The 16,801-nt window shown below is 45.5% G+C and carries 7 protein-coding genes; all 7 read right to left on the minus strand.

Annotated features, from left to right (window positions below; genetic code table 11):
- Positions 1–34: 34 nt before the first annotated feature.
- The 7 genes from G5B11_RS05480 to pulA all read right to left on the minus strand — a co-directional run bounded on the left by G5B11_RS05480 (position 35) and on the right by pulA (position 16,708).
- Positions 35–2,191 carry a leucine-rich repeat protein gene (locus tag G5B11_RS05480; protein WP_173727137.1) on the minus strand — a complete coding sequence of 719 codons (2,157 nt, stop codon included), beginning with the start codon at positions 2,189–2,191 and terminating at the stop codon, positions 35–37.
- Positions 2,188–8,283, minus strand: a complete 6,096-nt coding sequence (locus tag G5B11_RS05485) for a cadherin-like beta sandwich domain-containing protein (protein ID WP_173727138.1) — start codon at positions 8,281–8,283, stop codon at positions 2,188–2,190. Before G5B11_RS05485 ends, G5B11_RS05480 begins: the two co-directional genes overlap by 4 nt.
- Before the next feature lies 1 nt (position 8,284).
- Positions 8,285–9,661 carry a DUF4430 domain-containing protein gene (locus G5B11_RS05490; protein ID WP_173727139.1) on the minus strand — a complete coding sequence of 459 codons (1,377 nt, stop codon included), beginning with the start codon at positions 9,659–9,661 and terminating at the stop codon, positions 8,285–8,287.
- A 27-nt stretch (positions 9,662–9,688) separates the two neighbouring features.
- On the minus strand, positions 9,689–12,043 hold the full coding sequence (locus G5B11_RS05495) for a transglutaminase-like domain-containing protein (RefSeq protein ID WP_173727140.1): 2,355 nt from the start codon (positions 12,041–12,043) through the stop codon (positions 9,689–9,691).
- A gap of 16 nt (positions 12,044–12,059) precedes the next feature.
- Complete coding sequence (locus G5B11_RS05500) at positions 12,060–13,148, minus strand: DUF58 domain-containing protein (RefSeq protein ID WP_158421200.1); 1,089 nt, start codon at positions 13,146–13,148, stop codon at positions 12,060–12,062.
- Positions 13,149–14,081, minus strand: a complete 933-nt coding sequence (locus G5B11_RS05505) for an AAA family ATPase (protein ID WP_173727141.1) — start codon at positions 14,079–14,081, stop codon at positions 13,149–13,151.
- 701 nt (positions 14,082–14,782) lie between these two features.
- Complete coding sequence (pulA, locus tag G5B11_RS05510; RefSeq protein WP_173727142.1) at positions 14,783–16,708, minus strand: type I pullulanase; 1,926 nt, start codon at positions 16,706–16,708, stop codon at positions 14,783–14,785.
- Positions 16,709–16,801: the final 93 nt, after the last annotated feature.

A 16,801-nucleotide genomic window follows, 5' to 3' on the forward strand; every position in this document is an offset into this window, starting at 1 on the left:
ACTTACATCTGTAAAAATCCCGTATCGTTACAGATTATTTCAATTTAACAGTTGTTGCTGCCCATTTGCTATAAATCTTTGCCCCATTTGCTGTATTAAAGGTCCTCACACGAATATAAATAGTTTTTCCTTTGCCCAGATTCTTCTGAGTATAGGATGTTGCTTTCTTTCCAAGTACCTTCACAGTTTTATAGGAACCTTTCTTGGATGTTTTCAGCTGGATCTCATATCCAACAGCACCCTTTACTTTCTTCCAGGTCAGTTTTACAGTTCCTTTTTTCGGAGATGAAGCCTTAAGTGCAGCCTTTCCAGGTGCGGTATTCGTCTTCAGGATTTCTGTTTTGCCTTCTGTTTTCTTGTTCTTTGTAAGAGACACGATCCGGAACTGATATGTAGTTCCGCTCTGGAGTGCCTGACCTTTCAGTTTCTTAAATACATAACTGTTCTTGTTTGCAGCAACATCAGCAATCTTTGTCCAGCCTTTGCTCTTTCCACCTTTTACATAAATGCGATAGCCTTTCTTCGCAGCCGGATCCTTCTGCCATGTGATCTTGATCTGTGTTTCAGATGTTTTTACTGCTTTTACCGGTGCTTCCGGAGCCTTGGTAGGTTCTACAGTAACCTCCGGAGCCTGAGTAGGTGCCGGTGTTGCTGTTGGTGCTACTGGTGCCGGTGTTGCTGTTGGCTCTGCCGGAACCGGTGTTGCTGTTGGCTCTGCCGGAACCGGTGTTGCTGTTGGCTCTACCGGTTTTGCTTTGATGGTAAGCTGGAAGGTTCCCTCTACCTTGCCATCATTAACAGCAGGATCTCCGTCCTTATTTGCTGCGGTTACCGTTACAGTTCCGGCCTTTTTTGCTGTCAGGATTCCATTCTCATCAATACCAGCCAGTTCCGCATTATCTACAGACCATGTAATCTGGCTGTCCCTGATGCCCTCCGGCTGAACCTGTGCTGTGAATGTTGCCTCATCACCTTCAACCACTTCCGTTTTCTCTCCAGAAACAGTTACTTTTGAAGCATAGGGCACAATGGTGATCTGTTTGGAAGCAGTTACATCAGCATCACTGTCACTCCATTTCTCATCCGTGGATGTTGCAGTTACTGTCACTGTGCCTGCAGCCTTTGGTGTAAGTGTACCATCACTGGTCAGGTCTGCATATTCTGTACTGTCAATGCTCCAGACAATTCCCTGATCTGCTGCTGCAGGTAATACAGACGCTTCCAGTTTAACACTTCCACGGCATTCCTCCGGTACACTGTCCAGGCTGATCCCGTTTGCTTTCTGGATCTTGCTCATAGTAGAAAGAAATGCACTAGTTCCCATCTTTGTTGATGCCAGATTACCATAGAACCAGGCTTCTTCCAGAGAATTATCATTAGTATCTCCCTGAACAATGCCATAGAAAGCATACTGTCCTACTTCTGTAAGGCTGGATGGAAAGCGAACCTTTTTCAGATGCTGGGCATTCTGAAATGCACCATGGAATATTTTTGTTACGCCATCCGGTACAACATAGGTTTCAGCGTTCCTTCCTGCCGGATATGCATACAGGATAGTACCTGCTTTATCATAAAGCACACCATCTATATCCTTGAAGCTGGTGCTTTTCTCATCTACAAGAATATCCATCAGGCTGGTACAGCCATTAAAGATACGTGTATGGGCAATTCCCTGCGGATTGGTACCAAATGTTTTTACACTTGCCGGAATTTCCACCATCTCCAGACTGGAACATCCATCAAACATATAGTTTGGCAACTGGGTAAGTGTTTCAGGAAGCTTAATGCTGACCATCCCTGAACATCCCTCAAAAGCAGTGCGTCCAGGTCCTTTTGTCTGGAATGTTGTAACTTTGGTAGCGGAAATATCTATACTGGTAATTTCTGTCTTTTTACAGAAAATCCCATTTTTAATCTGGGATACAGAAGCCGTTACATCACCTTTCGTCACTGCTCCTGGAACAACCACATCATACGCATCAGCACCACTGAGATCGATCATGCCCAGAGTTGCACTTGAGCCACTTATCACAAAATTATATACGATCCCATTATCATCCGTATAATTATTCTCTCCGTCCAGCTGTACAGGATCTGCATCGTCTGCTTTTACAGCTGCCGGTGCTGCCATCATAACAGCTGCTGCCATAGCGGATAAAAACAATTTTGCATGTTTCTTCATGTTTTTCATACTACTTGGTTCCTTTCTCTTTTTCTGCGCTTCCACGCAGTTCTTGTTCTATTTACCACACAGGCCCTGATCCAGAATAAAAGATAAAGCCCGCCGGCCAGTGCGATCCCGGAAACAACCTTCAGTTCTCCAGGCAGCCTCTGACCACTGCTTGCACTAGCCACATTTGCCTGTTTGGCAGCTCCGCTGTTACTGCTTCCCAGGCTTGTTTTTGTTTCTGATTTTTCCGGCGTTTGTCCCTCTGTACTTTCCTTTTTGCTTTTCTCTTTTTTCAGTTTTTTCTTCTTTGTATCACTCTTCCCTTCTTTTTGATCTGGCTTCTTCCTGTCAGATCCCACAGCTCCACGCTTTTCCTGTGGGTTTTCTGATGATCCGGAAGAAGTTTTATTCATTTTTTTCAGTACTCCATCTCCTTCTTCCACGCTGTCCTTGTTATTTCGGATGTATGCAGTGGATTGTTGTCCTCCCGGCCCTTTCTTCCCTGAGGAACCGGAAATATTGTTTGCCTTATTCTTATCCGTGCTGCCGCTTTTACGGCTGTCGGGAATACTGACTGTAAGTACATTGCTGAAATTGCCGGCTTCATCCTTCATAATGATATGGATTTCTTTTTCACCGGCTGACAGCTTTTTCAAAGTAATAATATTGGTTCCGGCGATCCCTTCAATTCCTTTTCCTGAGGTATCGATCTGGTCGCTTCCACCCTTTTCTGTTACCTTGTAATAATATCTTCCCTTTTCTCCTGATTTGAAGATCACAGAGGCCTTTTTCCGGGAAATGCGGCTTGCAGAAACCGGCTTCAGCACCGGAGCTGTTGTATCTTTGATATAAAGCTTCACAAAATAATCTGTTCTTGTCTGATCCTCTGCTGTTACAGCGATCCGGACGGATGCCTCAAAAACCTGTTTTTCAAAATAAACCCTGCACACAGGATGGCTGCCTGTATGATCTACCTCTATGGATTCATCTTCTTTTGATACTGTGGATTTCTTAACACCGCCCACTGCATAAACCTTTACCGTTGCCTTTGGGTCGGAAACCTGCGGCCACAGGTTCAGGTAACTTCTCTCTCCCTCATATACAGCCTGGTAGTTAATGGTTTCAGATGAAAATGCAGGAGTGAGTTTCAATATTCCTTTTCCATACTTGTCAGAGCTGCTTACATACAGCTGTTTCAATGCAGAATCTGAGCTTCGGCTGCTTTCAAGCGTGATCTCAAACCGGGTAGTTTCCTCTGATGCAACAAAATCCAGTGTTTTTGTGTAATATCCATCCAAAGACACCGTAACTGTATAATGGTTTCCCGGAAACAGTGTACAGCTTCCGTTCTCCTGAGGAACCGTCCTTCCTGTATCATCCTGGACCACTACCTGTGCCTGTGCCGGTGTTACCACAAAGGACACCGTCAAAAGCTTATATTCCTGAAGTTCCAGATGGACAGGTGTTTCCATTTTATTTCCATAGCTGTCTACAGCCAGAATATAAATGTCTTTTGCACTGCCTCCGGTCACATCCAGTTCAAAGGAATTTTCCCCCTGCAGAAGTTCTGTACCTGGCACAGACAGATCAAATACCGGTGCATCTGCCCCCTTGTCCACAGCCGCCAGGTAATAATATCCGGTTTCATTAGATTTAAAAGAAACCTGTGCATGGTCCTGGTCGATCCGCACTGCCCTGGTATCGGAAAGAACCGGCGGATATGTATCTGTGCGCCGCAGCGCTACATGATACTCTTTCACCGTTACTCCGTCCCCGGCTGTTACCTTCAATGTAACCTGTGCCACAGCTGCCTGGTCATCAAAGTAAACTGCAAACCGGGTCGCACCCAAAGTTCCTGCTGTATTTTCAAAACGCATGATCCTTCGGGTTCCTTCGCCGGCTTCTGCTGTAACCTTTCCAAAGCTTCCTGCCGGTGAAGCGAAAATATTCAGAAATTTCTTTCCCCCTGTATATACATCGGAAGTATAATCCGTAATATCCTTTGAGAAAGCCGGCGTTACCGGGATCTGACTTGCTGTAACATTCACTGCATTATTATCGCTGACGATCAGCGATGCCAGGTCTGCATTGCTTCCAAGTCCCAAAAGTTTAAAACGGTAGGTTCGTTTCTGCTGACCATACTCAACAACTACCTGTATCTCTCCCTCGCCCTGTTCATTCAGGGGCACTGTGGTAATGCCTGTATATGGCTGCCCGTTTACAGTAGCAGTCCTGCCACTTGGTATAGTCAGCTTTACAAAAGCCGCCTTTGTGCCATTTGGCATGGTCAGTGTATAGGAGCCTGTGGAAGAAGAAAAATCATCGTCCCATTTTACTTTTCCCTCCTGACAGGTGATATCCACATCATCCAGATAAGCACTGTTAGAGGAAATTGCCATCAGATATCCGGAGTCGTTCTTATAATACAAAGTACCGTCGCTGTCAGCACAGATAGTACTGATACAGTACTGCTGCTGTTTTTTGTCCGGAATGTACAGGTCCTCGGCTTTTCCTTCTGTCTGTCCCGGCTCGTCAGAGATAAAGCTGATTCCGCCCGGGTATACATTATAGGTAAAGTAAACGTACACCCTTCCATCCGGTTTGCCGTCTCCGTTATAATCCTCGTTTTCATAGGCAGTGGAAAGGGTTGCCCCTGCCTGGGGATATCCCCGGATAGGCACGGAATATGCACGGTACAACCCGTTTGCATCCTCAGTAAGTACATCAAAATGATGGCCTGCATCCTCCTGGAACTGTCCGCCGGTTCCGCATACACCAATGTAGATACGACCATTATGGACCACCGGTGACGCAGTTGCCATTCCTCCCAGGGAAATAGCCACAAGCTGGCCAAAAGTTCCATCCGCATGCATCTGCACCCTGTAAAGGATGCCGCCTTTTGTTGCAAAATAAATGTATCCGTTGTCGTACACAATGGAAGTACGGATATCCCCATCCAGTCCGGAAATCATATCAATCTGGATTCCGGTTTTTGCTGATACGGAATACAGGATCGATGAGGCTGTATAACTGCCCTCCCGTGAACCGTCATCTGATCCGAAAACCAGATATTTTTCTGTTGCATAGGAGCCGGCCCAGTAAAATCCGCCCATATGGGAGAATTTCCAGGCACATTTCTTGATCTCTGTCGGATTGTCCGGATCCTCGTCTGTAACAGAAAGGCAGAAATATGTACCCTCCTTGCTTTCTGAATTCCAGGTTCCTGTATAAATATACCCGTTTTTATAGGTAATAGGAGAAAGCGTCTGTCCTCCCAGCACCTCACTGATCCATACGGATTTCAGGGTCGTGGCATCTACTGCCTGGACCTGCCCGTTTCCTACCTGTGCAAAGATCATTCCTTCCGCATAGGTCAGGGGATTTAAGGCAAAAACAAGACTTCCCTTCAACTGGTCACTTACAGCCAGGATCTTGCCTGTTTCCTTATCAACCTTATAAATATATTTACCTGATCCTGTATACAGCTGTCCCCCGAGGATCAGTGGGGGAGTACAGGATTCGCTCCAGCTGCTGCTGATCTGAAGTGCCCACTTTTCGCTGGTTTCCTTAGGGTTATTTGGTGTACTTACGCTGGTAACACCGTTATTTTCTTCATTGTTGCGGTAATTCCACCACTCATTGTCTGTCAGTTCCTCATGCTTGGTATCTGCCCGTTCCAGACGGACCTTCAGACTTCCACCAGGTTGTGCAGTAAAGGTTCCTGACTCAGTTTTAAACCCGTAACAGCTGACCGTATAGGAATATTCCGTATCTCCTTTCAGGCCTGCAAACATATTGGGTTGATTCTCTGAGGGCATCACCCTTTTTCCCAAAGGATCATATACACAGACTAATGCATCCTCCGGGTCTGTCTGGAAAGTCATATCCGAAACAGCAGATCTTTTTATGGTGATGGAATAATTTCCCTCTGTGGTATACGTTTTCCCGGCCAGAGCCCCTTCCACATAAGTTTCTTCCTTTGCAAGCCTGACAGGGATCACTGTAACCGGATCGGTGATGGGAATTTCAAGCTCTTCGCCGCTTTCCCATGGCTGTCCATTGATAAACAGGCTGTACCCTTCCTCCTGTTTGATGGTTGCCTTCACATAAACCTGTTTTACCTGATCGGTTATAGAGGCTGTATAATCAAAAACATTACTGAAAAATCTTTTCTCGTTAAAAATTGATTCTCCGTCTGACGAGTCCGAACAGGTCAGATCATTCAACGCCAGGGTGCGAGTGACAAGGATCTTGTAAACCTCCTGTTCTTCACCGTTTCCTACAGTGACTGTACAGATTCCTCTTCTGGCGCCATATTCACCTGATTTGAAGAAATCTCCGGTAAATCCATTACGATAATCCAGATTTTCTTTCGACAGCAGCATTTTCCGGCTCAGTGGATTTCCATTTACATCTGTGGCACTCATTACAGCTTCCGAACCAGCAGGTGCAAAAGCAGAAAGGCTTGCAGACAGAAAGAACGAGTAATTGGAACTGTACTGATTGCTGTATTCAGCAACATAGGTAATACCTCCCAGTTCCTGATCCAGCTCTTCATGGCGTACCAGTGTTTTTTCCATTCCACCGGAACCACTGTGCTGCCTTGTGTTCAGAGTCATTTCCTCCAGATAATGGCCCTTGGCTTTCTGTGTAAATTCAATATTAATATGACCGTTTTCCTCTGTTGCCGTAAATTGGCCTTTTACCCGCTGGTATCCATCTGCATAGGCTACATAGGAATAACTGTTGTTTTCAAGAAGTCCTGTAAAAATAAGGGGATCTTCTTTATTAGAGGTGATCTTGGCCCCATACTGATCATGCATCTCCACAAAAAAAGTATCTCCAGCCCCTTGGCTCTCTGTAGAAAAAGTCATGTTCAGAGATTTTTGCACAGGATGTATATGCAAGGTGTAAACCGTATCTTCTACACCTTCGTAGGAAAGACAGATTTCCACATCCTCTTCCCCGCCTTTTAATACACAGGCATATTCTTCGTCAGTAGGCGTTTCTGTTCCATTTATCGTAACCCGGTATTTTTCCCGTACATCTGCATATTGGCAATAATAGGTCTCAGGAAACAGGGATAAGGTCTGTCCTGTGGTATCTCCCGGAAGATACAGATCATATTCTTTCTGGAAATCCGGGTCTTTATCTGCAAACAACTCTTCCCGTTCATGGTTGTAAAGCACATATTCCGTTCCCTGATAGGCTGCTTTCAGATATCCCAGAGAAAGAATACGTTTTACATGTACCAGGTAATCTTTTGTGCCGCTTTTTGAATGGATCTGCATGGTATTTTCACCCGGTCCATAATCCACAATATAATCCATTGCCTGATAATTGCCATACTTTGCATAGGCATTCAGATTTACGCTTTCCCTTTCCCCATTGTGATTTACATAAGTAGAAAGTACAGGTTCTGAATAACTGGACACGCCAAGACCGTAAATTCCTTTTGTAAAATCCGGTAAATACAGAGTATACTCATGGATCTCCGGTGAAAAATCCGGTACAGTCTTGTAGATCACATCACCTTCTGACATGGTAGTCCTGGAAGCAAAGCTTAACTGCTCCAGCCAGTCATCACTATCCTTTGTCGCATCCTCAGAATCTGCATCTTTCCCTGAATCCGTGGCACTGTTATTTTTGTCTGTTTCCTGACTCTGATCTTCCTGACTCCCTGTTGCCCCCTCCTGGCTGTTATCTCCTTCCGACGGCGTTGTCGTTGGTTCTGGCGGCACTGCTGTTGGTTCTGACGGCGCTATCGTGGGGTCTGACGGTGCCATTGTGGGTTCTGACGGCGCTATCGTCGGTTCTGACGGCGCTATTGTGGGGTCTGACGGCGCTATTGTGGGGTCTGACGGCGCTGCTGTTGGTTCTGGCGGCGCTGCTGTTGGTTCTGGCGGCGCTGCTGTTGGTTCTGGCGGCGCTGCTGTTGGTTCAAACAGTGCTTCTCCTGTTTTTTCCTCAGTCTGTACTGCCGATGCCCCTGCAGTCTCTGCCTGGACTGCTTCTTTGGTTATCTGTGGCTCTTTTATCTCTTCTGCTAATACCGGAACACTGCTAAACAGCAGTATCACGGACATATAAACGGCCAGCAATTTCTCTTTCATTCTACCAATCCCCCCATGTTTCACCTCCGAGCATCGCTTCACCAATATCTGCTCCATAATATAAAGTGAAACGTACCCGTATTTCATCCCCATCTGCTGGGAAATAGGTATTCATTCCTGAACTCAGATACGTACCGTTTACAGAAAACATCCATCCGGCTCCTCCGGTAAGCGTACCATCTCCCAGCCAGTCAGGGGAGCAGGTTTCCGGATCCGGAATGTCATTTACATCCTCCAGATGCTGCAGAATCTCTGCCGGAATCTGATATCCCAAAGTGATTCCCGGACGATCCACGGATTTAAGGTAAAACCCAGCATCCATAGATCCTGTATAATGATACTGGAACCCTGAAGAATAAAGCACACGGTTCAGTACATAAGGCAGGGTTTCTTCTTCATAAAACGGAACCTCTGCCGGCCCGATCAGGTATCCCAGTCCCATAGTGGAAGCTTCCAGGCTGAAGGTGATGGTTCCTGCAGGCTGCTCTTCTTCCTCATCTCCTGTGATTTCCTTATATACAGTCACACTCACTGTATCCTGATTGCCATATCTGTCCTGTGCCGTAATACTGATCGTATTCACATCATCAAGATATGCTTTGTATTTGATCACCCCATTATCCGTTGAAATACTGGTAAGATGCTGTCCATTGCAAAGCACAGTCAACTGGGAAGGAGTCAGTGCCCTTTCCTTATAGTCCTCTGCATAAACAGAAAATACCCTGGATTCCCTGTGGATCACTTCTCCATCCTGCAGGTCTGAACTGATAGAAGGCCGCAGATCCTCCACCTCTGGAGTTGGCGTAGGCGTATTCTGTGGAACCTCAGCCTCTTCCTGATTATAATCATCATCTCCGGCTTCTGCGTGATCTTCCTCTATCACCTGGGTGTCATCAAAGATTTTTGTAACTGGCTTTTCTTCTCCATTTTTATCGTCCTCTGAAGCGGAAGGCTTCTCCCCATTTCCATGCTCGCTGGTCTGTGTACCCGGATCTTCCGGCTGTTCCTGTGAATTTCCCTCATTTAGATTCTCCTGTACAGGCTTCTCCGGTACAGGCTCTTCCTGTGGTTCCTGTATTTCCTCTTTTTGCTCTTCCTTTGGAGCCTGGGAAGGCGTAGGAGTGGGATCCTCCTGCATCAGCACTTCTGTTTCCGGCTGTTCTTCTATTGTATCCTCATCGCTGCTGACCACAGGAGTATAATACCCTTCACCTCTGTAGAGAACCTGGGATCTTTCCTGATTTACACCTGTAACAGGATTCTCCGGGATTTGTTTTTGCTGTGATCCTATTTTTGCTGCAAATCCGGCAGTAAGCAGGATCAGACACAAAATCAGCCCTAGCACTGCCGCTGCTTTTCTTCTTTGATCATGCTTCATCTGTGCCGCCTCCCTTCATAAAGATTTTCAGCAAAGCCGTTCAATATAGCGCATCATGAAACGGTCAAACCATCTGTTTTTTTTCAGTTTTTCTTCTTTCAGCTTTTTCATATAATCCTGTACGGAAGCCTTTTCCTGCCAGGTGATCTCATGTTTGCTAAACGCTGCCTTTTCTCCCACTGTGACAGCTGTATCATAAAGTTTTACCAGTTCCCCTGAAAATTCTTTTTCCAGATAACTTCGTATATCTTTCTTTTTGCTGCCATAAAGCTGGGATTGGCCATAAAGCAAAAGTGACATTGCATATTTCATCATATAAAGCACTGCTTTACGGTTATCCTCCTGATTGCATCCTTTCTTTCTCCTGCAGCATGCCCACGCTCTTCGCAGTACCACAACGATCATAAAGAGAATTAATATGATGTCAAAAACCAGAAGAAGGATCAGGATCAGGCGCACAAGATCAAACATGGTTTTCCGGAGAAGTTCCGGAAGTGATGTTTCTTCTTCAGGAGTATTTGTCTCCAGTGTTTCTGCCGCCTGCTGTGCACTTCTTGTGCCTGCCTGCAGGCCTTTGGTAAGATCCGGCTGCTTCATGCGTTTCAGATAATCCGGCGATACCTCTATGGGGACCCATCCAATGCCATCCACGTAAATCTCCGGCCATGCATGTCCGTTAGATGCTGGAATATCCAAAGTCTTTGCCGGTTCCTTACCGGAAAGATCATCTTCAGTAATTACATAGCCTTCTGTATATCTGGCCGGTATCCCATAGTAACGAAACATCAGTGCTGCCACTGTAGCAAAGTGTACATCATAGCCGGTTCTGGATTCTGTTAAGAAATAGTTTAGAAAGCTTCTGCCCTCCGGCATTTTTTTGCATGCTTTATCATATATGAAATTATTCTGCAAACACTCCCTGATCTTTGTGATGGCAGAATAGTAATCTATATGTCCCTTTGTCTGATCCCCGGCCTCTCCCAGTTCCCTGGAAAGCAGTTCTGTCTGGCTTTTTGTCAGGCCTGTATAATGCTCATATACAAAAGCATTGTAATAGCTTTCTGCCTGCTCATATTCTGTATTTTTCTTATCCTGAATACTTAAAAATGTTTCTGCGGCAAGCTCAGGGAAATAACTGGTAAGACCGGTATTTACATGGTATTCGTAAGACCGGCTTCCGTACAGGCGGAAGGAACGAAGTGTTTCGTCTGAATTTTCCCAGACAGAGGCATCACTCCAGGAACCTGCTTTTACTTCATATGGTGTATAAATATACTCACTATCTGCATTCTCATTAGTAATCTTCATCACCTGATCCTGGTGTGGAATACTTTTATCCTCTACCAGGCTCCGAGCCAGATCCAGCTGAGCATTGCCGTACAATCCAGCCTGGTGCAGCCAGTAAAACAGGCCATTGTTATTATAATAATCCTCTGTTTTCAGGTGCTTCCACTTGCTGCCATCAAAGCTGCTTCCCACAAATCCCCGCAGATAGCAGGATTCCAGCTGGTCTGCGGTAACCGTCAGTGCTGTATCCTCAGTGGCAGACCAGCTGCCTGCCTGATCCACTCTTCCCTTTGGAAGAGAATTGATCTTTTTTTTCTCATAACGGATATGGTTCAGAAGATTACTTCCATTGTCCTGAAGCGCCTTTGAAATACCTGTAACAGTCCGGGATCCGGAAGGGAATACCGTAGAAGCAAGCAATACTCCTGCCAGCATAAATACCGAAAGATAAAGATACAGCTCCGGCACAAGCCTGGACGTATGATTTTTCACAGCCTTTTTTCCTGTGCCGTATACAGAAAGGGCCAGCGCACCTGTAACCCCCAGCCCTGTAAGCAGCGGCCCTGCATAAACCTTTACATTTCCTGCCTGTCCGGCAGTCAAAAAAGCAGGCAGTGCCACCACAATTGCCAGCCAGAACCATCTGCTTCTTATGATCCAGAAAAAAATCATTCCAACAGCAAATGCCAGTACAAAGCAGGATGCCTCCATATCCCTTCCCACAGTTGTCTCACGGATCAGGACAAACTTTGGCAGTACGATACCGGTACTTTCTCCCACAGTCTGAACCAGTGTATTATAAAGGACCGTCAGCCCATTAACCAAAGGCGTAACTCCTGCCAGAACTGCTGCCAGAATTACCCCAGCAAAGAGAAAGGTACCCTGAAGTGCCCATTTTTTCAGGGAAAGAAGCTGCAGAATCAGAATAGCAATCCCTGTCCCCATCCAATAAAAAACAGCCGGACAGCCTGTATCAACCCACTGCTCTAAAGTAAGTAGGATACCCGCTGCCAAAAACCAGGCTGCTGTTCCTTCTGTTAAAAAGGCACTGATATTCTTTTTATGGTCTGTTTTTTTATCAACAGAAAAAAACATATGCTCTCCTTATCTATCAGGCCTGACTGTTGTCTTCCCCATTAAGTATGGTTACTTCCGCTGACTCCTGCAGCAGCACAACTTCTTTTGCTGCCTCTTTTGCAGTTACATAAATATAATGGCCAGCCTGCCATTCCTCACAGTTTTCAAGAAATCTTCTAAGGCCTGAAACACCGTTTTCCTGTCTTCCTGCACGCACCACCAGCACTGCTGCCTGCCAGAAGCTTTCCATGTCCTGTATGTTTTCCTGAAATACCCGATTCAGGGCAAAATCATAAAATCCAAGCTGACAGGTAATTCCCTGCCTGAGTAATGCATCTGTTACAGACAATGCCACCGATGCCTGACGATCCAGATATTCAGGATCTGGAAAAGAACCTTCATATCCGGTTTCCAGAAATACCAGCACAGAACGTGTTACCGGATACCCTGGCTCCCGTACCACCAGATCATTCAATCTTGCACTTAACTTCCAGTGGATCTGTTTCATACTGTCTCCTGCCTCATATTCCCTTACCTGGAAAGTTTCTCCTGCATCCTCGCCTCCATGCTCCTGGGAATACCGGAAGCTTTCCATATTATAACTTTCGGAATGTGTGATCTCTTCCCTTGCATCATAGATTTCCGGCAATATAACGGTTGCTCCATACATTGACACAGGAATCTTACGTCTGAATATTCTCAATGAATCCATGCATTCCAAAGTCTGTGCCTGAACAGTACATTCTCCACTGTATACTGTTTCAAAAGAAAACTGGATTTCTTCTGTCTTTTTTCCGGCAATTCCGAAAAGGATCTTTTCTTTTCCCTTTTCCCCTGTAAGCCGGTTTGCCCAGTACAGATCACAGCCAACACAAAAAAGCGGCAGTATGGAATGATTCTCTATACAGATCTTTCCGCTGATCCTAGCTTTCTTTTCTCCGTTTTCCGGAAGCTGTATGTATCCGGCAAGATTCCGCCCAGCCAGCACTGTATAAATTGCCAGGCAAAGCAGCAAAAAAAGCACTGCTGCCAATACACAGAACATTCCATAGGAGCCGGTATAAAGAAGCACAAGGATCCCAACCGCAAGCAGAATGCCTGCGGATATTCTGTTACGCTTCATTTATTCCACCCTGGGTGCTTCTATATTTTTCAGGATCTGAGTAAGCACCCCCACAGCAGTCAGGTCGCTGATCCTTGCTTTCGGACTGAGCACGATCCTGTGTGCACACACATCTGTCCAGACTTCCTGTATATCCTCTGGGATCACATAATCCCTGCCGGATAAGTATGCTCTTGCTTTTGACATCCTGCTAAGAGCAAGGGCGCCTCTTGGGCTGACACCCAGCACGATCCCCTGATTTTTTCTTGTCTGGTCTGTTAATAAGGAAATATATTCCAGGATAGGATCCGAAATATATACATTATCCGTCTCCTGCTGCATTTCCAGAATTTTATCAGTATCCAGAATTTTACGCACACTATCCAGAGGATTGGTTTTCTGCCTGTCACGAAGCAGTTCTACCTGGCTTTTCACATCCGGATACCCCATACTGAGCCTTACCATAAAACGGTCAAGCTGAGATTCCGGAAGCATCTGCGTGCCTGCAGTTCCCAGCGGATTCTGGGTTGCGATCACCACAAAGGGTTTAGGCACTTCATAGGTCACGCCATCCACTGTCACATTGCCTTCTTCCATAACCTCCAACAATGCTGACTGTGTCTTACTGGAAGTACGGTTTATCTCATCTGCCAGAAGCATATTGCACATCACTGCACCGGGATGATACTGGAACTGTCCGTTTTCCTTATTATACATGGTAAATCCGGTAACATCTGATGGAACTACATCCGGCGTAAACTGAATTCTTCTGAAATCCAGCCCCAAGATCTTGCTTAAACCCAACGCTGTGGTTGTTTTTCCCACCCCTGGCACATCTTCCAGAAGAATGTGGCCTCTGGCCAGAAATGCCATAAGGATTTTATCTGTAACTTCCTTTTTTCCGATAATAACACTGGCAAGTTCTTTTTGTACTTGTTCCATTATTTCTGCCATAACTTCCCCTTTCCTTAACTTCCTGCAATCAAGTCGAGTAGCCGCGAGACTTGGCGCGTGATTCTGGTCAGCGTAAGCTGACATATTCTTTACAGAATCACTGCGCATCCTCGCGGAGCGTTTTTTACTTTATTGGAACATTACGGAGTAATTTCCCATAAAGTAAAAAAGCGTAATACCTTGTGTGGTATTACGCCTGATTATCAAAACCTGCTTTTTGGACTGCCTAATACACTACGCAAGAAATATCCCTGTAAGTCTGTCTTCCAGGCAGCCTACAAGAATAACAATTTCCTTCCCCATTATCAATACGTGCACTATATAACTGGCAGCATCTTTGAGCAGTATCTCTGACTTAAAAACAGATTCCAAAATCTTTGTATCTTACAGCAACCTGTTTTCACACAGAAGCACGACTGTTCAGGACTCTCACCTGATCTTCTCTTAGCTGTCTTCCAAACAATCCCGTTGTAGAAGACAGGACTCAAAGCCGGTCATTGTTCTATATTCGTTTTGTAAGGAATTGTAACATATTTTTATATTAAATGCAACACATGGCATGATGTTGGAGGCAAAAGCCTATGGCATGATGTTGGAGGCAAAAGCCTATGGCATGATGTTGGAGGCAAAAGCCCAAAGCTATGATAGCTACGGATTGTTTCGCACAACGCACTCCCCCAATCCTACCCTATATTCGCATATCATGGTCTTTTTCCAAGGATCACTGCACTTACCGGCTCCACAGTAACTACGTCTTTGCAGAATGCCTTGTCACAGATCCTGCCATCTTTTACAAGGATCTCCCAGTCACCTTCCGGAAGGGGTCTCTCAATCACCTTGTCAGATGCGTTATACGCAATGTACAGCTGTGTCCAGGCAGCGTGTTTCCCGGGAACCAGATTATCCACAGTAAAGCCTGCCGTCTGTGACTGGACCCACAGATCCCGGATCCTTTCAAAAGCCTGTGCTGTTTTGTCACACAATCCGGGCATCTGTTTGCGAAGCCGGATCAGCCCCTGATAAAAACTTACCAGCTCTTCATTTTCATAAGCCCTCTGCCAGTCCAAACGGTTCAGTTCTATGGGCAGGTTAAAGCTGTTTTCCTCCCCGTCCTTGGTCCTTGCAAATTCCTCCCCGGATAACAGGAACAGATTACCCTGACAGGTCATATAAACAGCTGCTGCCAGTTTATTCACTCTGAGAAGTTTCTCTCTGGAAGCACCTTTCATTGTTGCCAGAAGCTTATCCCACAAAGTAAGATTGTCATGTGCAGAAATATAGCTTATGATCTGTGCAGGTGATTTGATCTGGCTGCCTGGAATGCGCCAGGCCTTTACGCTGTCAAGGATCTTCTCCTCTAATCCGCCCTTTCCATTTACAAAGCCAGGCACTTTTGCCTCAAACACATGACCCTTGACGGCATCTCTGGTATCGTCGCAAAACATACCCACATTTTCATCCAGAAGGCCAATATTAGACTTTAATGCCTGAATACTGCTGCCTTCCATAGCAGTTTTGTCTGCAGCCCATGGCTCACCGTAAACCAGTTTTTCCCCTTTTCCGTAACGTACATCCAATTCCTTTCGGATCCTGTTCATAAGGTCTGTGTCCAGAAGCCCCATCAGGTCAAACCGAAAGCCGTCAATATGATATTCTTCTGCCCAGTAAAGCACGGACTGAAGGATATAATCCCCACACATTGGCCGCTCACTTGCTATATCATTGCCACAGGCAGAGCCATTGGAGATCTCTCCATTTTCAAAAGAACGGTAATAATACCAGGGAACTGCTTTATTCAGATTTGTATCCAGAGAATACATATGGTTATACACCACATCCATGATCACACGAAAACCATTTTTGTGCAAAGCCTGTATCATCTCTTTAAATTCACGGATACGCACTTCCCCATGGCAGGGATCTGTAGAGTAAGAACCTTCCGGAACATTATAATTCACAGGATCGTACCCCCAGTTAAAGCCATGATCATCCTTCTCATCCACAGAGCCATAATCGTATACCGGCATCAGCTGCACATAAGTTACACCCAGCTGCTTCATATAATCCATTCCTGTTGGATGGATCCCGTCATTATTTAAAGTGGTATGTTCTTTTGTAAATGCTGTATATTTTCCACAGTCTTTTTCAGGGAATCCACCGGATCTGTCCCAGGAAAACTCCTTTACATGGATCTCATATATAATATTTTCCTCGGCTTTTGCAGGAGCCTTATCTTCCTTCCATCCTTTTGGGTCTGCACTTCCAGGCAATAATGCCATACTTCTTTTGCCGTTCACACCGCAGGCTCTGGCATAAGGATCTCCAAGCCATACCTGCTCTCCATCCATCGAAAGCCTGAAATCATAATATACTCCGTTCAGATTCTCTTCTGTTTCCCATCTCCAGGTTCCTTTTTCGCCCTTTTCCATTGGAAAAGATCCATATGCTTCTCCTGATTCTCCGTCATTGTACAGGTAAAGACATACTTCCTTTGCAAAGGGACTCCACAGCACAAAAGAAGTTTTCCCTTCTGTGCAGGTACATCCCAGATCCTGCCCTGTATATGTATAGTTATCCTTGAAATCTTCTGTATTATAGATCCTTTTCCATTCGCTGATGCTTCTCATAAATCCTTCATCCTTCCCGCCAAAAATATAATATCTTCATAGTTTTCATATTATATCCAACTCCCTCCCTCATTGCAACCAAAATCATCGTTT

The sequence above is a fragment of the Blautia glucerasea genome (assembly GCF_013304385.1).
GTDB lineage: Bacteria > Bacillota > Clostridia > Lachnospirales > Lachnospiraceae > Blautia_A > Blautia_A ammoniilytica.